Here is a 20,139-nt window from a genome sequence, read left to right as displayed (position 1 = left end):
GAGAGGATGTGTCCGGGGATCACGGGGATAAGCCGGGCCATGCCACAATGTGGCCGGGTCCCCATGAGTTCTTAACGCTACCCCGACACGGTCGTGACAGGGGGTGCTCCAAGACCTCGGCGTGCGACGCCGGGACCGACGACACCGCATGTCGCTTCGTAAATCAGATCAGAGTTCACGTCCGATGCTGAATCAGGCTTTCCACACCCGCGCCCTCGGCGTTGCACTGCTCGCATCGGCGGCCGTCATCGGCCAGTCGGCGACGGCGCGCGAGGCCGGCGGCTTCGCCCAGGCCGAGTGGGCGCAGGACTACGCCTCGCCGGCCACCATGCAGGTGCAGCGCTCCTCGACGCCGATCCTGTCGCCGCAGACCGTGACCGCCACCGAGCAGATGATCGAGCGCTACCGGGACATCGTCAATCGCGGCGGCTGGAAGCCGGTCTCGGGCGCCGACCGCCTGCGCGTCGGTGCCAAGGGTCCGGCCGTGGCCGCCCTGCGCCAGCGCCTGATCGTCACGGGCGACCTCGACCCGGCCTCCGGAGGCTCGGGCGTCTACGATTCCTACGTCTCGGCCGGCGTGAAGCGCTTCCAGGCCCGACACGGCCTGAGCCAGACCGGCGCCATGAGCCAGACCACGCAGGCGGCCATGAACGTGCCGGCCGACGTGCGCCTGCACCAGCTCGAGATCAACGTGGTGCGCCTGCGCTCCTACGCCGGCAATCTCGGCAACCGCTTCGTCATCACCAACATCCCCGCCGCCCTGGTCCAGACGGTGGAGAACGGCCAGGTCGTGACCCTGCACGCCGCCGGCGTGGGCAAGATCGACCGCCAGTCGCCGATCATGAACACCAAGGCCACGCAGATCAATTTCAACCCCTTCTGGACGGTCCCGGCTTCCATCGTGAAGAAGGACCTCATCCCCAAGATGCAGAAGGACCCGACCTACCTCACCGAGAACAAGATCCGCATCTTCGCGGGTGACAACGAGATCTCGCCGACCTCGGTGAACTGGAACTCGGACGAGGGCACGCGCTACCGCTACCGCCAGGATTCGGGCGCCGACTTCAACTCGATGGGCATCGTGCGCATCAACATCCCGAACCCCTACGGCGTGTTCATGCACGACACGAACTCGAAGGGCGTCTACGGCGACGACTTCCGTTTCATCTCCTCGGGCTGCGTCCGCGTGCAGAACGTGCGCGAGTACATCACCTGGCTGCTCAAGGACACGCCCGGCTGGGGCCGCGAGCAGGTCGAGCAGGCCATCGAGAGCGGCAAGCGCGTCGACGCCACGCTGTCCTCGCCGGTGCCGGTCTACTGGACCTACATCACCGCCTGGTCGACCCCGGACGGCCTCGTCCAGTTCCGCGACGACATCTACAAGCGCGACGGCGTGAACGTGCCCTCGACCCTCTCAGCGCCGACGCCGGTCGCCAGCGCCGAGCAGGTCCAGAGCTTCGAGCCGGGCGACGAGGAGAATTGATCCAGCGCGGCGGAGATCGATCCCCTCAGCGATACTCTTCGAACGGCGTGAGCGTCAGGAAGCTCACGCCGTTCATCCGACTCCCTACTGGCGTCCATGCTGAAGTGAGGCCTCGATCTTCGGGAGAAGCAATTCGTTCTCACGAGCCATGAGCGTCGCCGCCTCGCCATCGAGAAACAGACTGTCCTGCGGGTCGAATACGATCCCGTCGCAGATTTGCGTGAGCGTTGCCGCCGCAATACCGGCCGCGACGCAATCGGGCAGCCCCAACCAGTAGAACGCGCGCACCTGGGTCCATCCACACTCGAAATCGATGTCATCGTAAGTACTTCTCAACGCATCGAACTGGAATGGACGGCACTCGAACTGTACGGCACGGCCTTTCCAGAGACCCGTGACGATCGCGCCCTCGTCGGGCATCACAAGATTCGGTGAAAAGGTCAGATCGAAATTCAATTCTTCGATCTTTTTCTACCATCTTTCAATGCTTGGCAGCTCTCCATTGTAGACACCATAGAGGTCCATACTCATGGGGCCCTCCTGACAGCTTGGATTAATAAGTAAAAACAGACATACAGCTCTTTACGTCCAATTCCTTCGAAGTATGCAGCTCGATCACAGGCACGTCGCTGCCGACCCGAAGGTGCATTCGAATCTCATTCGCACGCTTCTCGGGTTAGCCTGGCGCCGCCGGTTTTGATGTCGAACACGGCCAGGATCGGTGCGGCGACGGTGCGCCCGTCGCGTAGAATGGCATCGGTTCGGATGCTGCCGTCGAGGCCGTACCGGACGAGATCGCCCATGCTGAAGCTCTGCCCGACACCGCGCGGACCTACATCTGGCAGATCGTAATGGCTGATGAGTTTTGCGGCTTCACTGTGGATGACAGTCCTACACACAGAGCCTCTTCCTGGCCCCACCTTGGCGACAACATCTTTCACAACATCGATCAGACGATCTGCTGCTAGATCGATCTTTGCATTGTCAGTTCGATCCCTTCGGACGACAACGACACTCGACCCACCTCGACCGCCATCCCATTGACCTTTCGGATTTCGGGATTGGTCTTTGTTGAATCCGGCCTTCAGAGCATCGCACGCAGCCCGAAGAACAGCGATCCGCAAACGGATCGCAGCGATTTCGCAGCGGCGGTGAGTCACAGGCAGCGGCAGCACATCGTAACGCCCCCCTCGAATCAGGTTGATTTTCCTAAATTTAAGCGAGAAAGGCAATATGTTCTTTATTTGTTCCGGAAGCACCCACGTCAAATGCGGTCGGGATCGACGGGTGCAGCCGCGTCGGATCCACCGACCCAGGCCAAAAGCCTTCTAAAAGATTTTTTGAAGTACCCGGCAAATTCCTGTGCCTTGGCCTTGGAACCCGTCGCGTGTAGTAATCCAGCCTTCGAACGCCCGCCCGCCCTACGCCAGCGGATTACGGGTGCGTCCGCCCGTTGAACAATCGAGGCTTTCCATGAGCGCCGGTACTGCTGCCGACAAGCATTTCTCCAACTCGTTCTTCGCAGCCCCCCTCACCGAGGCGGATCCGGAGATCGCGCAGGCGGTGGCCCAGGAACTCGGCCGCCAGCAGCACGAGATCGAGCTGATCGCCTCCGAGAACATCGTCTCGCGCGCCGTCCTCGAAGCGCAGGGCTCGGTGCTCACCAACAAGTACGCCGAGGGCTATCCGGGCCGTCGCTACTACGGCGGCTGCCAGTTCGTCGACATCGCCGAGAACCTGGCCATCGAGCGCGCCAAGCGCCTCTTCAACTGCGGCTTCGCCAACGTGCAGCCGAACTCCGGCAGCCAGGCGAACCAGGGCGTGTTCCTGGCTCTCATGCAGCCGGGCGACACCTTCCTCGGCCTCGACCTCGCGGCCGGTGGCCACCTGACCCACGGCGCCCCCCCGAACGTCTCGGGCAAGTGGTTCAAGCCGGTCTCCTACACCGTGCGCCGCGACGATCAGCGCATCGACATGGAGCAGGTCGAGGCCCTCGCGCACGAGCACAAGCCCAAGGTGATCATCGCCGGCGGCTCGGGCTACCCGCGCCACTGGGACTTCGCCAAGTTCCGTGAGATCGCCGATGCCGTCGGCGCGTACTTCTTCGTCGACGCGGCGCACTTTGCGGGCCTGATCGCGGCGGGCGTCCATCCGTCGCCGTTCCCGCACGCGCACGTCGTCACCACGACCACGCACAAGACCCTGCGCGGACCGCGCGGCGGCATGATCCTGACGAACGACGAGGCGCTGGCCAAGAAGTTCAACTCGGCGATCTTCCCCGGCATCCAGGGCGGCCCGCTCATGCACGTCATCGCCGGAAAGGCCGTGGCCTTCGGCGAGGCCCTGAAGCCCGAGTTCAAGATCTACGCCAAGCAGGTGATCGAGAACGCCAAGGCGCTGGCCGATACCCTGATGTCGAGCGGCTACAACATCACCTCGGGCGGCACCGACAACCACCTCATGCTGGTCGACCTCACCAGCAAGGGCCTGACCGGCAAGGCGGCGGAAGCGGCGCTGAGCCGTGCCGACATCACCTGCAACAAGAACGGCGTGCCGTTCGACACGCAGAAGCCCACCATCACCTCGGGCATCCGCCTCGGCACGCCGGCCGGCACCTCGCGCGGCTTCGGCGTCGCCGAGTTCAAGCAGATCGGCGGCTTCATCGTCGAGGTGCTCGATGGACTCGTGGCCAAGGGCGAACAGGGCGATGCCGCCGTCGAGGCGAACGTGAAGCAGCGGGTGCACGCCCTCACCGACCGGTTCCCCATCTACGGCTGAGGCGCAACGCCCCGACCGGGGGCGCTTGAACCGGCGCCCCTCACCATGCCATGCAACGGCCGCGGACCATCNNCGGCCGTTGTCTTTTCCAACGCTCCCCTTCCCAGGTATCCGTCCGATGCGGTGTCCCTATTGCGGCGGTCCCGACACCCAGGTGAAGGATTCGCGTCCCAGCGACGACGCGGCGGCGATCCGCCGGCGCCGGGTCTGCCCGGATTGCGGGGGCCGCTTCACCACCTTCGAGCGGGTTCAACTGCGCGAACTCACGGTGCTCAAACGCTCGGGCAAGCGCGTCCCCTTCGACCGCGACAAGCTCCAGCGCTCCATCGGCGTGGCCCTGCGCAAGCGCCCCGTGGACCCGGAACGGATCGAGCGCCTCGTCAGCGGCATCACCCGGCAGTTGGAAAGCGGCGGCGAGGCCGAGATCGGCAGCGAGGCCATCGGCGAACTGGTGATGGAGGGCCTGAAGGGTCTCGACGACGTCGCCTACGTCCGCTTCGCCTCGGTCTACAAGAATTTCCGCGAGGCCAGCGACTTCAAGGCGCTGCTCGGGACTCTCTCGGACCCGGCCGCCCTTCCGTCCGGATCGACCTCCGGCGCGCTCACCGTGGAGGACGAAACCGACGAACCGGCCGCCACGGACATCTCGGCGAAGGTCACGCCCCTTCGCCCGAAGCGACAGCCGAAATCCCGGCCGTGAGGAGCGTCGGCGTCGGCAGCATGGGCATGGGGAGCACGGCGATGAGCGAGACGGACCGCCGCTACATGCGCCTCGCGCTCGCCCTCGGGCATCGCAATCTCGGCCGGACCTGGCCGAACCCCTCCGTCGGTGCGGTCGTGGTGGCGGGTCCGCCCAGCGCGGAGCGGATCGTCGGGCAGGGCGTCACCGCCCCCGGCGGGCGGCCGCATGCCGAGCCGATCGCCCTCGCCATGGCGGGCGAGGCCGCGCGCGGGGCCACGCTCTACGTCAGCCTGGAGCCGTGCTCGCATCACGGCCGCACGCCCCCCTGCACCGACGCCATCGTCGCCGCCGGCATCGCCCGTGTCGTCACCGCCCTGGAAGACCCCGATCCGCGGGTGGCCGGGCGCGGCCACGGCCTCCTGGCCGCCGCCGGCCTCGCGGTGACCACGGGTGTCCTGGCACCGGAGGCCGCCCGAGACCATCGCGGTCACGTCACCCGGGTGACGCAGGGGCGCCCGAGCCTGCATCTCAAGCTCGCCCAGACCCGGGATGGCTTCGCCGGAGCCCCCACCGAGCGCCTGCGGATCACCGGCCCCATCGCCGACGGCGCCGTGCATCTCTGGCGGGCGCGCGCGGATGCGATCCTCGTCGGCATCGGCACCGCGCGCGCCGACGATCCTTCGCTCACGGTCCGGCTGCCCGGCCTGTCAGACCGCTCGCCCCTGCGGGTCGTGCTCGACTCGAACCTGCGCCTGCTGCCCTCCGCCACCCTGGTGCGCAGCGCCCGGGACGTCCCGACGCTCGTGCTCACCACCCGCCGGGCGCCGGTCCATGCCAGGCGCATGCTGGCCTCCTTCGGCGTCGAGGTGATCGGCGTCGATGCCGACGGCGCCGGACGGGTCGACCCGCTCGCCGCGCTGAAGGCGCTGGCCGAGCGTGGCGTGACGCGGCTCTGCTGCGAGGGCGGCCCGCACCTCGCCGACGCGCTGGCGGCCGCAGACCTCGTCGACGTCTTCACGCTCATCACCGGCCCGAACACCCTTGGCGAGACGGGCGGCCTCCCCGCGATCGGCCCGGTCCTGCGCGACCGGCTCGAGGGCGGCCACCTCAGAGTCGTCGAGACCCGGATTCTCGGTCCCGACCGGGCCGTCACCCACGAACGGAGTGCCTGAGATGTTCACCGGTCTCGTCACGGATGTCGGGGAAGTCGTGTCGGTCGCAGGCGACGACCGCCTGCGCCGCATCCGCATCCGCTCCCACTACGATCCCGCCACCATCGCGCTGGGCGCCTCCATCGCCTGCTCCGGTCCCTGCCTGACGGCGGTGGCGGTCGAGCCGACGGAGGGCGGATGCATCTTTGCCGTGGACGCGGCGGCCGAGACGCTGGCCCGCACCCATGTCGGATCGTGGCGCGAAGGGCGGCGCCTGAACCTGGAGCGCTCCTTGAAGATCGGCGACGAGCTCGGCGGCCACCTCGTCACCGGCCATGTCGACGGCCTCGCCGAGCTCGTGGCCCGCGATCCCGTCACGGGCGGCGAAGGCGATCCGCAATGGGCGCCCTCCGATCGCTTCACCCTGCGGGCGCCGCCCCAGCTCGCGCGCTTCATCGCCGAGAAGGGCTCCGTCTGCCTCGACGGGACCTCGCTGACCGTGAACACGGTGGAGGGCGACCTGTTCTCTGTGCTGCTCATCCCGCACACCCTGGCGGTGACCACCTGGGGCGAACGCCGGGCCGGGGACCGCCTCAATCTCGAGGTCGACCTCATCGCCCGCTATGCCGCGCGCCTGTCCGAGAGCCGCGCCGCGATCGAGACCTGAGCGACGGCCTGCCCGCGCACGCAGGTTCGATAAGCGGGCCCCGCGCTTGTCGCCACGCCGCCTTCGGTCTATCGCTCGCGCCTGCGGGCGCAGGGCACGTCCGGCCGGTCGAGTCTTGCGCGCCGACGGAACCCCGCGGGTCCCGCCAAGCGCGCCCGGTCCCGGCCGCCGCGCCGTCCGCCGACCGTGTCCCGTGAAGGCCCCTCGATGGTATCGCTCGCCTACGCTTCCCGCACCGCCCCCACGAACGTCAAGGGCGCGCGCGTCCTGGTGGTCGAGGCCCGCTACTACGAGGATCTCGCCGACGAGCTCCTGGCCGGCGCGGAGGGCGCCCTGGCGGCGGCCGAGGCGGTGGCCACGGTGGTGACCGTGCCCGGAGCCCTGGAGATCCCCGCCGCGATCGCGATCCTGGTCGAGGCCGCCGCCCGCGCCGGCCAGCCCTACGATGCCGTCGTGGCGCTCGGCTGCGTCATCCGCGGCGAGACCGGACATTACGACATCGTGGCGGGCGAGAGCGCGCGGGCGCTGATGGACCTGTCGGTCACCCTGCGCCTGCCGCTGGGCAACGGCATCCTGACGGTGGAGACCGAGGCCCAGGCCCAGGCGCGCGCCCGGGTCGCCGAACTGAACAAGGGCGGCGGTGCCGCCGAGGCCGCGCTCGCGGTGCTGTCGCTGAAGCGCGACGCGTCGGCGGCGTCGGTCGGAGAGGATTGAGCATCATGGCCAACGACCCTGGGATGAAGACCGCAGAGCGCAGCGGCGCACGCCTCTCCGTGGTGCAGGCGCTCTACGACATGGAGATCTCGGGCAAGGGCGTGATCGAGGCGCTCGCCGAGTTCGAGACCTTCTGGATCGGCCGCGAGGTCGACGGTATCGAACATCCGGCCGCTGAGATCGCGTTCTTCCGCGACCTCCTGCGCGGGGTCGTCGACGAGCAGCGCGCGATCGATCCGGTCCTCGATGGGGCGCTGGCGGCCGGCTGGCCCCTCAAGCGGATCGAGGCGGTGCTGCGCGCCATCCTGCGGGCCGGCGCCTACGAACTGATGTCCCGTCGCGACGTGCCGGCTCGGGTGGTCATCTCCGAATACGTCGACGTCGCCCACAGCTTCTACGGCGGCGATGAGCCCGGCATGGTCAACGGCGTCCTCGACAAGGTGGCCCGCGACGTGCGCGGCAACGAGTTCGCCGGCCTGCCGGCTTCCGGCCGGGCCTGAGCCCCGTGGCCCGGCCCGACGAGGACGGGCTGATCGCGCGCTACTTCGCGCCCCTGGCCGGACCCGGTGCGGACGGCCTGCGCGACGACGCCGCGACCCTGACGCCGAGCCCTGGCTGCGACCTCGTTCTGACCGCCGACGCCATCGTGGCCGGCGTGCATTACTTTCCCGACGATCCGCCGGGCTCGATCGCCCGAAAGGCCCTCGGGGTGAACGTCTCGGACCTCGCCGCCAAGGGCGCGCGCCCGCGCGCCATCCTGCTCACCCTGGCCCTGCCCGACGACTGGACCGAGGCCTGGCTCGCCGGATTCGCGGCCGGCCTCGGCGACGGCCTCGCGGATTTCGGCCTCGACCTCCTGGGCGGCGACACGGTGCGGGCCGCCGGACCGGCGATGATCGGCGTGACCGCCATCGGCGAGGTGCCCGCGGGCGGCCTGGTCCGTCGCGGAACCGCGCGGATCGGCGACCGGATCTGCGTCAGCGGCACGATCGGGGACGCTGCGCTGGGCCTGCACCTGCGCAGCCCCCGGCCACCGGGCTGGGGCCAGGCGCTTGCCGCGGCGGACCGCGACGCGCTCGTCGACCGCTACTGGCATCCACGCCCGCGCATCGCCCTGGCCCCGGTCCTGAGGCGACACGCCCGGGCCGCCATGGATGTCTCGGACGGCCTCGCCGGCGACCTCGCCAAGATGCTGAATGGGGAGGGGCGCTCCGCCGAGATCGACCTCGCCCGCATCCCGCTCTCCCCTGCCGCCGCGAGGGCTCTGTCGCTGGAGCCCGCCCTCATGACTCCGATCGTCACCGGTGGCGACGATTACGAGATCCTTTTCGCCGTGGCGCCCGAGACCCTGGACGCCTGCCTGGCCGAGGCCGCCGCGGCCGGCACGCCCCTGACCTGCATCGGCAGCGTCACGACCGGCTCGGCGCCGCCGATCTTCCGTGAGGCGGACGGCACGGCGCGCGCGCTCGGTGCCGGATCCTTCAGCCACTTCTGAGCCTGGGCGGCGCCGCGCGCGCGTGCGACGGACCTCCACCGCAGTGTCCGGCTCGGCCCCAGACCCATCCGACAGCCCGATACCCTTGCGAAAACTTACGCCGAGCCCGACCGATGCTGCGTCGCACAACTATTCGTCGCGCAAAAAGCTAAGCAGCATTTGCAAGCGGTTGTGAAGTTTGGCACTCAGAGCAGGCATTCCTTGGGAGGAGATGCACAAACACGAAACGCGCGGCGCGAGACGCCTGCGTGAACGATCAGCCTCGCATCGACGGAAAGCACGGCCACAACGTCCAACAACGCCACGACAGACCCGCACGGGCATCGCCAATCAAGGACGGTCGAATGACAGCTTTGTTGCTTATCATCCTGGGCGGGCTGTGCGCCGTCGCCTATGGCATCATCACGATCAACGACGTCATGAAGCGCGACGCCGGCACCCCGCGCATGCAGGAGATCGCGGGGGCGATCGCCGAGGGAGCGCAGGCCTATCTCCGGCGCCAATACGCCACCATCGCCATCGTCGGGCTCGTGCTGTTCGTGGCGCTCGCCTACTTCCTCGGGTTGAAGGTCGGCATCGGCTTCCTGATCGGCGCCGTGCTCTCCGGGGCGGCCGGCTTCATCGGGATGAACGTCTCGGTGCGCGCCAACGTGCGCACCGCACAGGCGGCCTCGACGTCGCTCGGCGGCGGGCTCGACGTGGCCTTCAAGTCGGGCGCCGTCACCGGCATGTTCGTGGCGGGCCTCGCCCTCCTCGGGGTGGCGCTCTACTACGGCTATCTCACCCGCGTCGCCGGCCTGTCGCCGGCCAGCCGCGACGTCATCGACGCCCTGGTGGCGCTGGGCTTCGGCGCCTCGCTGATCTCAATCTTCGCCCGTCTCGGCGGCGGCATCTTCACCAAGGGCGCCGATGTGGGCGGCGACCTCGTCGGAAAGGTCGAGGCGGGAATTCCGGAGGACGACCCGCGCAACCCGGCCACCATCGCGGACAACGTCGGCGACAACGTCGGCGATTGCGCCGGCATGGCGGCCGACCTGTTCGAGACCTACGCGGTGACCGTGGTCGCCACCATGGTGCTGGCCGCGATCTTCTTCTCGGGACAGACCGAGGTCGGCGGCCGGAACGTCCTCGAGGCGATGCTGCTCTATCCGCTGGCCATCGGCTCGGCCTGCATCCTGACCTCGATCGCCGGCACATACGCGGTGCGGCTCGGGGCCAACCAGTCGATCATGGGCGCGCTCTACAAGGGGCTGGTCACCGCCGGCGCCCTCTCGATCGTCGCCATCGCAGGCGTGAACTACGCCCTCTTCGGCGGCTTTTCCACGACCTTCACCACCAATGCGGGGGTGACCTTCACCTCCGGCGGCCTCCTCGGCTGCGCGGTGATCGGCCTCGTCATCACGGCGCTCATCGTCGTCATCACCGAGTACTACACCGGCACCAACTTCCGCCCGGTGAAATCCATCGCCGACGCATCGGTGACCGGGCACGGCACCAACGTGATCCAGGGGCTGGCGATCTCGCTCGAATCCACCGCGCTGCCCGCGCTGGTCATCGTCGCCGGCATCATCAGCACCTACTCGTTGGCCGGGCTGTTCGGCATCGCCATCGCGGTCACCGCCATGCTGGCGCTCGCCGGCTTCATCGTGGCGCTCGATGCCTTCGGCCCCGTCACCGACAATGCCGGCGGCATCGCGGAGATGGCGGGCTTGCCGCCGGATGTCCGAAAGTCCACCGACGCGCTCGACGCCGTCGGCAACACCACCAAGGCGGTGACCAAGGGCTACGCCATCGGTTCGGCGGGTCTCGGCGCCCTGGTGCTGTTCGCCGCCTACACCTCCGACCTGAACTATTTCATCGCCCATGCGAGCCCGACCCAGTACCGCTTCTTCCAGGGCGTCAGCGTCGATTTCTCGCTCTCCAACCCCTACGTCGTGGTGGGTCTGCTGCTCGGCGGCCTCATCCCGTTCCTGTTCAGCGGCATGGCGATGACCGCGGTCGGTCGCGCGGCCGGCGCGGTCGTCGAGGAAGTCCGCCGCCAGTTCCGGGAAAAGCCCGGCATCATGCAGGGCACCGACCGGCCGGATTACGGCCGCGCCGTCGACATGCTGACTCGGGCGGCGATCAAGGAGATGATCATTCCGTCGCTGCTGCCGGTGCTGTCGCCGATCGTGCTGTTCTTCGTGATCCAGCCGATCGGCGGCAAGAGCCAGGCCTTCGCCACCGTGGGCGCGATGCTCCTCGGCGTCATCCTCACCGGGCTCTACGTCGCGATCTCGATGACCTCGGGCGGCGGCGCCTGGGACAATGCCAAGAAATACATCGAGGACGGGCATCACGGTGGAAAGGGCTCGGAGGCCCACAAGGCCGCAGTGACCGGCGACACCGTCGGCGATCCCTACAAGGACACCGCCGGCCCCGCCGTGAACCCGGCGATCAAGATCACGAACATCATCGCCCTTCTGCTGCTGGCGGTGCTGGCCCATAGCTGAACGCGGACGACCCCCGGCGGCCCGGAGCCGCCGGAGGTCGCGATCCGGAACGCGGGCCGCGGCGGGATGATCTGACGCGGCCCTCGCGCGCTCGCCCTCAGGCCGCGTCCGGCATCTGGCCGAGGAGCTTGTCGAGGGTGATCGGATAGCTCCGCACCCGCACGCCCGTGGCGTTGTAGACCGCGTTGGCCACCGCCGCGCCGACGCCGCAGATGCCGAGTTCGCCCACGCCCTTGGCCTTCATCGGCGAGGATTGCGGGTCGACCTCGTCGAGGAAGATCACCTCCTGGTGGGGGATGTCGGCGTGGACCGGCACCTCGTAGCCGGCCAGATCGTGGTTCACGAAGAAGCCACGCTTGGTGTCGACGGCGAGTTCTTCCATCAGCGCCCCGCCCACACCCATCGTCATGCCGCCGATGACCTGGCTGCGCGCCGATTTGGGGTTCAGGATGCGGCCCGCCGCGCAGACGGCCAGCATCCGCCGCACCCGGATCTCGGCGGTGTCGACGTCGACGCCGACTTCGACGAAATGGCCCGCGAAGGTCGATTGCTGCTGCTTCTTGGCGAGGTCGCCGTACTCGATCGAATCCTCGGCCACGAGTTCGCCGTCGCGCGCCGCCTGCGCCAGCGCCTCGGTGCGGTTGCCGGAGCGGACCTGCCCTTCCTCGAACACCACGTCGGCCGAGTTGAAGCCGAGACGCTGCGCCACCGCCTCGCGGAGCTGGACGCACGCGGCGTAGACGCCGGCGGTGGCGTTGTTCGCGCCGAACTGTCCCCCCGAACCGGCCGAGACCGGGTAGGACGAATCGCCGAGGCGCACCACGACCTTGTCGAGGGAGACACCCATCATCTCGGCGGCGGTCTGCGCGATGATGGTGTAGGAGCCGGTGCCGATGTCGGTCATGTCGGTCTCGACCGTCACGATGCCATCGCGCCCGAGGCGGACGCGGGCGCCCGACTTCATCAGCAGGTTGTTGCGGAAGCCCGCCGCCATGCCGATGCCGACGAGCCAGCGCCCGTCGCGGACCTGGCCGGGCTTGGGATTGCGGGCCGACCAGTTGAATCTCTCGGCACCGAGCTTGAGGCAGCCGACGAGATTGCGGTGGGAGAACGGACGTTCCGGATGCCCCGGGTCGACCTGCGTGTCGTTGCGGACCCGGAAGGCGACCGGGTCCATGCCCAGCTTCTCGGCCATCTCGTCCATGGCGATTTCCAGCGCCATCAGGCCCGGCGCCTCGCCCGGCGCCCGCATCGAGTTGCCTTCGGGCAGGTCGAGATGGGCGAGCTTCATCCCGGTCAGGCGATTGGCCCCGGCGTAGAGGAGCTTGGTCTGATCCACCGCCGTCTCGGGCTTGCCCTTCGGCAGGTTGCCCGAGGTGCTCTCGTGCGCGATGGCGGTGATCGTCCCGTCCGGCGTCGCGCCGATGCGGATGCGCTGGATCGTGGCCGGCCGGTGCGTGGTGTTGTTGGCCACCAGCGGCCGGGTCAGCGCGACCTTGACCGGGCGACCGGCGGCCTTGGCGGCCAGCGCCGCCACGACGGCATCGGAACGCACGAAGAGCTTTCCGCCGAAGCCGCCGCCGATATAGGGCGAGTCGACGCGGATCGACGCCTCCGGGATGCCGAGGATCTTGGCGATGCTGCCCTTGGTCCAGGCGATCATCTGGTTGGACGTCCAGAGGGTGAGCTTGTCGCCCTCCCAGGCGGCGATGGTCGCGTGCGGCTCCATCATCGCATGGCTCTCGTCGGGGGTCGTGTAGGTCTCGTCGAACTTGACGGCGGCCGACGCGAAGGCGCCCTCGAAATCCCCATGCCGATCCTCGCCACCGCCGCCGCTGCCCTCGCCGCTGTCGCCGGGCACGGGCTTGGCGGACGCCGCCACGGCGGCGAGGTCGAACTGACCGGCCTCGCGGACATAGTCGATCTTGACCAGGAAGGCCGCGGCCCGGGCCTGCTCGAAGGTCTCGGCCACCACGACGGCGACGGCCTGATGGTAATGCTGGACCTCGTTCCCGCCGAAGAGGTTCGCGGCGTTCATCCGGCCGAGGCCGAGGGCGGGCATATCGAGGGTGGTGACGACGGCGACGACGCCGGGCGACGCCTTCGCCGCCTTCGCGTCGATGGCGCGGACGCGGCCCTTGGCGATGCCGGCGCCGAGCACGTAGCCGTAGGCCTGGTTCGCCACGACGTCGTGACGCTCATAGGCATAGGGCGCGGTGCCCGTGGTCTTGAACTTGCCGTCGATGCGGTCCGTGGCCTTTCCGACGCGCTTCAGTCGGTCGATGGGGTTCTGGCCGGCGGGGGTGTCGAACTTCATGGCTCAGGCCCTCGCTTCGGTCAGCGCCGCGCCGAGCGTGCGCTCGGCCAAAGTGAGCTTGTAGGCGTTGTCGTGGGTCGGCTTGGCGCCGGCGAAGACCTGTGCGGTCACCGCTTTGGCACCCCGGGCCATCTCGCCCTCCGCCGCTTCCACGCGCCAGGGCTTGTGCGCCACGCCGCCGAAGGCCGCCCGGCCGCTGCCGTCCGGCTGCACCACGGCCGCCACCGAAACCAACGCATAGGCGTAGGAGGCCCGGTCGCGGACCTTGCGGTAAATGTGCGTACCGCCGAGCGGCTTCGGCAGCGTCACCGCCGTGATCAGCTCGCCCGGTGCCAGCGTGGTGTCGACCTCCGGCCGGTCGCCCGGCAGGCGGTGGAACTCGGCGATCGGGATCTTGCGCTGCCCGCCCTTGGCATCGACGGTCTCGACGGTGGCGTCGAGCACCCGCATGGCCACCGCCATGTCGCCCGGATGCGTGGCGATGCAGGCGTCGCTGGCGCCGATCACGGCGAGCTGGCGCGAGACGCCGTCGAGGGCCGAGCAGCCGGAGCCCGGCTGACGCTTGTTGCAGGCTTGCGCGGTGTCGTAGAAATACGGGCACCGGGTCCGCTGCAGGAGGTTTCCGGCGGTGGTCGCCTTGTTGCGCAGCTGGCCCGACGCACCCGCGAGCAGGGCACGGGAGAGGACGGCGTAGTCCTTGCGCACGCGGGCATCGGCGGCGAGGTCGGTGTTGCGGACCAGCGCGCCGATGCGCAGCCCGCCCTCCGGCGCAGCTTCGATCTGGTCGAGCCCCAGCCCGTTGACGTCCACGAGGTGCGTCGGCGTCTCGATCTGCAGCTTCATCAGGTCGAGGAGGTTGGTGCCGCCGGCGATGAACTTGGCGTTCGGGTTGCGGGACACGGCCGCGGCGGCTTCGGCGGGCGAGTTCGGGCGCTCGTAGGTGAAGGATTTCATGCGGGCCTCCCGGCGACCTCGGTCATCGCCTCGACGATATTGGAGTAGGCGCCGCAGCGGCAGATGTTGCCGCTCATGCGCTCGCGGATCTCGGCATCCGTGACCTGCATCGGAGCATTGAGGTCAGCGGTGACGTGGCTCGGAATCCCGGCCTTGATCTCGGCGAGCACCGCGACGCCGGAGCAGATCTGGCCCGGGGTGCAGTAGCCGCACTGAAAGCCGTCGTGCTTGATGAAGGCGGCCTGCATCGGATGCAGGTTCTCGGGCTGGCCCAGTCCCTCGATGGTGGTGATCTCCGAGCCCTGGTGCATGACCGCCAGCGTCAGGCAGGCATTGATGCGCCGGCCGTCGACGATCATCGTGCAGGCGCCGCACTGGCCGTGGTCGCAGCCCTTCTTGGAGCCGGTCAGGTGCAGGTGTTCGCGCGCCGCGTCGAGCAGGCTGGTGCGGGTGTCGAGTTCGAGCTCGCGGCGCTGCCCGTTCACCGTGAGCGACACCTTGGCGAGCACCGGCTTGTCGGGGCCGGCGGCGTCGGGGCGACCTTCGGCTCGCGCCGGGACCGCCGCGAGGGCCGCACAGGCCGTTGCGCCGGCCATCACGTCACGTCGACTCAATTCGTTCTCTCCGAAACTTGGCATGGCGTTCTTCGAACCTGTTGCGGGAGGAGGCTGCCGATGGGCGGGCACCCGGATACGTTGCAGGCCGGGAGAACGCCCGACGAGGCGAACTCGGTCCGAGACGTGACACGGGACCACGCAGGATCCGTCCAGACATGCGCCTGCCCTCTGCAAGGAGCGCTGAGGGGAGAACGCGGAACGGCGGATACCGGTCCCTGGAATTTCTCCAGACTGCACGTGTCTGCGTCTTCGTGTGCGCACGAACACTTCGCGGCGTCGCACGACGTCGCGGAATTCGACATCCTCTGGGCTCGTAAAACGAGCTCTTCGTCGTCGGAAAGCGAGCGAGGATTGCGGCCGACGCGCGGAAGGACGCCGCACTCAAGCTTGCGGGGGGACGCCGGGCGCTTTCCGCACGTACGCAGGCGGGCGCGCTGTCCGGGACGCGACAGGGGGGCGCTTCACGGCGTGCGCGGCGACCGGACATCCTGTATCGACGGGCATACCGTCGAGCCCATGAGCCAGCATCCTCCCGCCACGAGGAAGAACCGGCGAACACCGGGCGCGTGAGGACAGGTTCGCGATCTCACCCGGCCGGTCATCGGCCCCGGCGAAGTCACCCGCCTCGACGAAGACGACGAACGCATCGGTCGGCTGAACACTCTGGAAACCCTCGGCACCATCCGCACTCCGACGCGGCCGATCACGACCTGGCGCGGCCTCGCCATGGAGGACGGGTCGCCCTAGCTCCCTGCACAGGGTCTCGAAGCAGGCCGTCCTGGCGGAAGGTGCGTGATGCGAAACGGAATTCGATGGTTCGTCCGGATGGCGCTGCCCGTCGCGGCGCTGGTCGTCGTCGGAGGCGCGGCGAGCGCCGATTGCATCCGGCACGTCTACAACCGTTCCCCCCTGACGTTGGTGGGTTCGCAACAGGGCGGTCCGTCCTTCCTGGTGCGGCCGGGCGCCTCGCGCGCGATCCGACTCTCGGGTCCCGGCAGCCTCGACTTGTCGGGCTACTGCTCGGCCGACGGTGTCTCGGGCGGGCCGGCCGCGGTTCAGACCTCCCTGCGCTACACCGCCGTCCTCGACCGCTGCTACGTCGAGATCGGGCACGACTTCTTCGATCGCGAACTCGGCCGCGGCTTCCTGCCCCGCGAGAGCCTCGAGCCGTTCTCCGTCAACAACCCGAAGCAGGGCGATGTGGTGCTGTACACCGACCGCGCGGTCTGCGGGCCGCGCTAGGCGTCGCGCCCCTCAGACCGGGCGCGGCACCTCCGGCTGCAGCTTGAGGGGCCGCGCCAGTTTCTTGGAGAGGCGTCCCGCCGCCTCGACCGCGGCCCCCTCGGAGCTCGAAGCGGCCACGATGGCCAGAGCGTCGTCCTGGGAGGACGCCCGCACGGCATAGACCCGCAGCCCCTCGCGCCGCTGCTTCACGGCGATCAGGAAGACGTGGCTCTTGGCCCGCTTGCGCTTGTCCTCGGGGGCGGGAATCGGGACTGCGCTCCGACCGCTCAAGGATGGACCGGCACCCGCTCGGGGTCGGCGATCCGCGCCGCCGTGCTTCGAAACCTCACGTCCGAACCTCCCTCGATTTCCTGAGCCGCGATGGTCCCCGGAATCCCTGCGAGGCTCAGGGCGCCCTGCACCGAGTGCCCGGTCCGGGTCGATCCAATGCCGACGATTTGCATGGCATCGAAGCCTTTCGCCAGCACTTGGGTTCCATCCGACATGACGCCGCTGTCGTGCCGCCAGCGTCCGCGGCGCCATCATGCATGCCTAGCCGGCATCCGGAAGATCTTCGACCTTGATGACACCGGGATGATCCCGAAGTTTCTGTGCGATGCCCTGCACAGAGCGGCGCGAGAGCCGTGCGAAGGTGATCAGCGTCTCGTCGAACTCTGAATCGTCTCCGCGCCGGGTCACGAACTGGCGCACGCGGGAAGACCGCACCCCGGACACCGCCTGGAGGAGGTCGATGGAGAGGCAGCCGGGCTTGGCGACCACCCGCAGGGGACGAACATGCATCCGGTCGTGGTAGCGCTCCTGCAGCGGCTTCATGCCCACGAGGATCACGAGCAGGATCACCGTGGTGGCGATGCCCGCCACGTAGAGGCCGCCGCCGACCGCGAGGCCCACCGCGGCGACCGCCCAGAGGCTGGCGGCGGTGGTGAGCCCCTTCACCACCTCGCCGCGCAGCAGGATCGTCCCCGCCCCGAGAAACCCGATGCCCGACACGACCTGGGCGGCCATGCGCGAGGGATCGAGGCTGACGTTCTGCGTCCCGAGCACGTCGGCGAACCCGAAGGCCGAGACGATCATGATCAGGCAGGCGCCGACGCCGACCAGCATGTGCGTCCGCATGCCCGCGGCCCAGAGCAGGCGCTCGCGCTCGATGCCGATCAGCCCGCTCAGGATCGCGGCCAGGAGCAGGCGCCAGACGATCTCGACATTGCTGAGCATGCTTCCGTCACCTCCGGTGAAGGGGTCGCGAGGGGGCGCGGCACGGCCTCACCCGAGGAGTGCGGTGAGCCCGTAGCAGGCTGCCGCGATCAGGCCGGCGGCCGGCAGGGTCAGCACCCAGGCGATCACGATGTTGCCCGCGATCCCCCACCGCACCGCCGAGGTCCGCCGCGCCGCGCCGACGCCGATGATGGCGCCCGTGATCGTGTGAGTGGTCGAGACCGGTATGCCGAGCCAGGTCGCGGCGAACAGCGTGATCGCCCCGCCGGTCTCCGCGCAGAAGCCCTGCATCGGGTTCAGCCGCGTGATCTTCGAACCCATGGTGTGCACGATGCGCCAGCCGCCGAAGAGCGTGCCGAGCGCCATGGCCGACTGGCAGGAGATCACCACCCAGAGCGGCACGTGGAACGAGGCCCCGAGATGGCCCTGCGAGTAGAGCAGCACCGCGATGATGCCCATGGTCTTCTGGGCGTCGTTTCCGCCGTGCCCGAGGGAGTAGAGCGAGGCCGAGACGAACTGCAGGGCGCGGAACCGTCGGTCGACCGCGAAGGGCGTCGCGCGCACGCAGAGCCAGGACACGATCAGTACCAGGAGCAGGGCGAGGAGGAATCCGAGGAGCGGCGAGAGCACGATGGCCGCGGCCGTCTTGGTCAGCCCGCTCCAGACCACCGCGCTGAAGCCCGCCTTGGCGATGCCCGCCCCGACGAGGCCGCCGACGAGGGCGTGCGAACTGCTCGACGGGATGCCGAAGATCCAGGTGGCGATGTTCCACGCGATGGCACCCAGCAGCGCGCTGAAGATCACCCGCGGATCGATGATCCCGGCATCGACGATGCCGGTTCCGAGGGTCTGGGCCACGTGCAGCCCGAAGAACAGGAACGCGATGAAGTTGAAGAACGCGGCCCAGAGCACCGCGTATTGCGGCCGCAGCACCCGCGTCGACACGATGGTGGCGATGGAGTTGGCCGCATCGTGCAGGCCGTTGAGGAAATCGAATAACAGCGCGACGGCGATCAGGCCGGCGAGGGCGGGCAGGGCGAGCGCGGTGGCCTCGGTCATCGGGTCGCCTACACGTTCTCGATCACGATGCCGCTGATCTCGTTGGCGACGTCCTCGAACCGGTCGACCACGTCCTCGAGATGGCCGTAGATCTCGGCGCCGATGAGGTAGGCCATGGTGTCGCCATCGCCGCCATCCTTGCGGTGGGCCTGGTAGAGGGCCTTCAGGCCACGCTCCTGCATCTCGTCCGAGAGCCCCTCGACCCGGGTGATCTGCTCGGTCAGCGTGTTGATGCGCCCCGCATGGGTTCCGACGGCGGTCAGGAGCGGGATCGCCTCGGCCGTCAGCCGGGCCGCCTCGATCACGGTGCCGCCCATCTCCCGCATCAGGGGCTCGAAGCTGCGGACCTCGTAGAGGGCGATCGTCTTGACCGTCTTGTTCATCTGGTCGATGGCGTCGTCCATCGACTGGATCAGATCCTTGATGTCGCCGCGGTCGAAGGGCGTGATGAAGCTGCGGCGCACGGCAAGCAGCACCTCGGCGGTGATGGTATCCGCCTCGTGCTCGCGCTCGACCACCTGCTGGCAGTAGCGCGGAACGGCGTCGCCCCCCTGGAGAACGCCCTGCAGCGCTTCGGCGCCGGCCACGAGGGTGCGCGAATGCCGCTCGAAGAGGTCGAAGAACCGGTCCTCGCGCGGCATCAATGCCTTGAACCAACCCAACATCCCGGACTCCGGCCCCGACCCGCTTCGTTAGCCAACTAGGGTTCCGATGTGAGCGGGACCAGGGCCAGCGCGTTCACGGCCACGCCTTTCGAAGCGGGGTCAGCGGCCGACGACGCTGCGGATGGTGAAACTCGACTGGATGCGGGCCACGCCGGGCAGCTTGGAGAGCACCGAGCGATGAAGCCGTTCGTACTCCGCCATGTCGGCGACGCGGATCTTCAGCAGGTAGTCGGAATCCCCGGTCGTCAGGTGGCAGTCCTGGACGTCCGGGCAGCGCCGCACGGCCGCCTCGAAGCGATTGAGGCAATCCTCGGTCTGCCGCTCCAGGGAAATCCGGGTCATCACCACGAGGCCGGCGGAGCCGGGCCCGTCGAGGAGCACGGTGTAGCCGCGGATCGTGCCGTTGCGCTCCAGCATCCGCAGGCGGCGCAGGCAGGCGGAGGCCGAAAGTCCGACGCGCTCGGCCAGGGCGGCGTTCGGGATCCGCGCATCCTCGCGCAGGACCCGGATGATGGCGGCATCGATCTCGTCCAGCGGCATGTCCGTTCCCACACCGGGTTTCACAAGGATCATGCGTCGGTTCGCAGGATCACGTGCAATGTGCG

General features: G+C 68.8%; 21 protein-coding genes. 10 read left to right on the top strand and 11 right to left on the bottom strand.

Features of this window, described 5'->3' with window-relative positions; all coding sequences use genetic code 11:
- The first annotated feature begins 184 nt into the window (after window positions 1–184).
- Window positions 185–1,483 (top strand): L,D-transpeptidase family protein, encoded by a 1,299-nt coding sequence (locus ACLBWX_RS04465; RefSeq protein WP_447675874.1) that lies wholly within the window; start codon window positions 185–187, stop codon window positions 1,481–1,483.
- Between the two features lie 84 nt (window positions 1,484–1,567).
- Here ACLBWX_RS04465 and ACLBWX_RS04460 read toward each other — a convergent pair whose 3' ends face one another.
- The gene (locus ACLBWX_RS04460) at window positions 1,568–1,939 is read right to left on the bottom strand and encodes a hypothetical protein (RefSeq protein ID WP_447675873.1); all 372 of its coding nucleotides are present in this window, start codon (window positions 1,937–1,939) and stop codon (window positions 1,568–1,570) included.
- 200 nt (window positions 1,940–2,139) lie between these two features.
- Window positions 2,140–2,742 (bottom strand): hypothetical protein, encoded by a 603-nt coding sequence (locus ACLBWX_RS04455; protein WP_447675872.1) that lies wholly within the window; start codon window positions 2,740–2,742, stop codon window positions 2,140–2,142.
- A gap of 214 nt (window positions 2,743–2,956) precedes the next feature.
- Between ACLBWX_RS04455 and glyA the strand changes: the two genes are divergently transcribed.
- The 8 genes from glyA (at window position 2,957) to ACLBWX_RS04415 (ending at window position 11,462) form a co-directional block, all read left to right on the top strand.
- Complete coding sequence (gene glyA / locus ACLBWX_RS04450; RefSeq protein WP_447675871.1) at window positions 2,957–4,261, top strand: serine hydroxymethyltransferase; 1,305 nt, start codon at window positions 2,957–2,959, stop codon at window positions 4,259–4,261.
- Window positions 4,262–4,379: 118 nt separating this feature from the next.
- On the top strand, window positions 4,380–4,961 hold the full coding sequence (gene nrdR, locus ACLBWX_RS04445) for a transcriptional regulator NrdR (protein ID WP_447675870.1): 582 nt from the start codon (window positions 4,380–4,382) through the stop codon (window positions 4,959–4,961).
- Between the two features lie 41 nt (window positions 4,962–5,002).
- Window positions 5,003–6,115 carry a bifunctional diaminohydroxyphosphoribosylaminopyrimidine deaminase/5-amino-6-(5-phosphoribosylamino)uracil reductase RibD gene (ribD, locus tag ACLBWX_RS04440; protein WP_447675869.1) on the top strand — a complete coding sequence of 371 codons (1,113 nt, stop codon included), beginning with the start codon at window positions 5,003–5,005 and terminating at the stop codon, window positions 6,113–6,115.
- A 1-nt stretch (window position 6,116) separates the two neighbouring features.
- Window positions 6,117–6,761 (top strand): riboflavin synthase, encoded by a 645-nt coding sequence (locus ACLBWX_RS04435; RefSeq protein WP_447675868.1) that lies wholly within the window; start codon window positions 6,117–6,119, stop codon window positions 6,759–6,761.
- Window positions 6,762–6,968: 207 nt separating this feature from the next.
- The gene (ribH, locus tag ACLBWX_RS04430) at window positions 6,969–7,475 is read left to right on the top strand and encodes a 6,7-dimethyl-8-ribityllumazine synthase (protein ID WP_447675867.1); all 507 of its coding nucleotides are present in this window, start codon (window positions 6,969–6,971) and stop codon (window positions 7,473–7,475) included.
- Between the two features lie 23 nt (window positions 7,476–7,498).
- Entirely contained in the window at window positions 7,499–7,975 is a 477-nt protein-coding gene (gene nusB, locus ACLBWX_RS04425; protein WP_056474401.1) for a transcription antitermination factor NusB, read from the top strand.
- A gap of 5 nt (window positions 7,976–7,980) precedes the next feature.
- On the top strand, window positions 7,981–8,970 hold the full coding sequence (gene thiL, locus ACLBWX_RS04420; RefSeq protein ID WP_447675866.1) for a thiamine-phosphate kinase: 990 nt from the start codon (window positions 7,981–7,983) through the stop codon (window positions 8,968–8,970).
- A gap of 344 nt (window positions 8,971–9,314) precedes the next feature.
- Window positions 9,315–11,462, top strand: a complete 2,148-nt coding sequence (locus ACLBWX_RS04415; RefSeq protein WP_447675865.1) for a sodium-translocating pyrophosphatase — start codon at window positions 9,315–9,317, stop codon at window positions 11,460–11,462.
- Between the two features lie 97 nt (window positions 11,463–11,559).
- On the opposite strand, the gene paoC is transcribed toward ACLBWX_RS04415, so the two are convergent.
- Genes paoC through paoA form a run of 3 tightly spaced genes read right to left on the bottom strand, consistent with a single transcriptional unit; the run spans window position 11,560 to window position 15,329 of the window.
- Window positions 11,560–13,779: an aldehyde oxidoreductase molybdenum-binding subunit PaoC gene (gene paoC, locus ACLBWX_RS04410; RefSeq protein ID WP_447675864.1), complete on the bottom strand. Its 2,220-nt coding sequence runs from the start codon at window positions 13,777–13,779 to the stop codon at window positions 11,560–11,562.
- 3 nt (window positions 13,780–13,782) lie between these two features.
- Window positions 13,783–14,733 carry an FAD binding domain-containing protein gene (locus ACLBWX_RS04405; protein ID WP_447675863.1) on the bottom strand — a complete coding sequence of 317 codons (951 nt, stop codon included), beginning with the start codon at window positions 14,731–14,733 and terminating at the stop codon, window positions 13,783–13,785.
- Complete coding sequence (gene paoA, locus ACLBWX_RS04400; protein WP_447676059.1) at window positions 14,730–15,329, bottom strand: aldehyde dehydrogenase iron-sulfur subunit PaoA; 600 nt, start codon at window positions 15,327–15,329, stop codon at window positions 14,730–14,732. The genes ACLBWX_RS04405 and paoA overlap by 4 nt, the downstream gene beginning before the upstream one ends.
- 846 nt (window positions 15,330–16,175) lie before the next feature.
- On the opposite strand from paoA, the gene ACLBWX_RS04395 reads away from it, so the two are divergent.
- Window positions 16,176–16,592 carry a hypothetical protein gene (locus ACLBWX_RS04395; protein ID WP_447675862.1) on the top strand — a complete coding sequence of 139 codons (417 nt, stop codon included), beginning with the start codon at window positions 16,176–16,178 and terminating at the stop codon, window positions 16,590–16,592.
- Window positions 16,593–16,604: 12 nt separating this feature from the next.
- Here ACLBWX_RS04395 and ACLBWX_RS04390 read toward each other — a convergent pair whose 3' ends face one another.
- The 6 genes from ACLBWX_RS04390 to ACLBWX_RS04365 form a co-directional block, all read right to left on the bottom strand.
- Window positions 16,605–16,865: a hypothetical protein gene (locus ACLBWX_RS04390; protein ID WP_447675861.1), complete on the bottom strand. Its 261-nt coding sequence runs from the start codon at window positions 16,863–16,865 to the stop codon at window positions 16,605–16,607.
- On the bottom strand, window positions 16,862–17,080 hold the full coding sequence (locus tag ACLBWX_RS04385; RefSeq protein WP_447675860.1) for a hypothetical protein: 219 nt from the start codon (window positions 17,078–17,080) through the stop codon (window positions 16,862–16,864). Before ACLBWX_RS04385 ends, ACLBWX_RS04390 begins: the two co-directional genes overlap by 4 nt.
- A 46-nt stretch (window positions 17,081–17,126) precedes the next feature.
- Window positions 17,127–17,810 (bottom strand): MgtC/SapB family protein, encoded by a 684-nt coding sequence (locus tag ACLBWX_RS04380; RefSeq protein WP_447675859.1) that lies wholly within the window; start codon window positions 17,808–17,810, stop codon window positions 17,127–17,129.
- 48 nt (window positions 17,811–17,858) lie between these two features.
- Entirely contained in the window at window positions 17,859–18,869 is a 1,011-nt protein-coding gene (locus ACLBWX_RS04375; RefSeq protein WP_447675858.1) for an anion permease, read from the bottom strand.
- An 8-nt stretch (window positions 18,870–18,877) separates the two neighbouring features.
- A complete protein-coding gene (locus ACLBWX_RS04370) occupies window positions 18,878–19,534 on the bottom strand; it encodes a DUF47 domain-containing protein (protein WP_447675857.1) in 657 nt (218 codons plus the stop codon).
- Between the two features lie 99 nt (window positions 19,535–19,633).
- A complete protein-coding gene (locus ACLBWX_RS04365) occupies window positions 19,634–20,074 on the bottom strand; it encodes an Lrp/AsnC family transcriptional regulator (protein ID WP_447675856.1) in 441 nt (146 codons plus the stop codon).
- Window positions 20,075–20,139 lie beyond the last annotated feature (65 nt).

It is taken from the genome of Methylobacterium sp. M6A4_1b (genome assembly GCF_053345175.1).
This window is presented reverse-complemented; position numbering and strand designations above follow the sequence as displayed.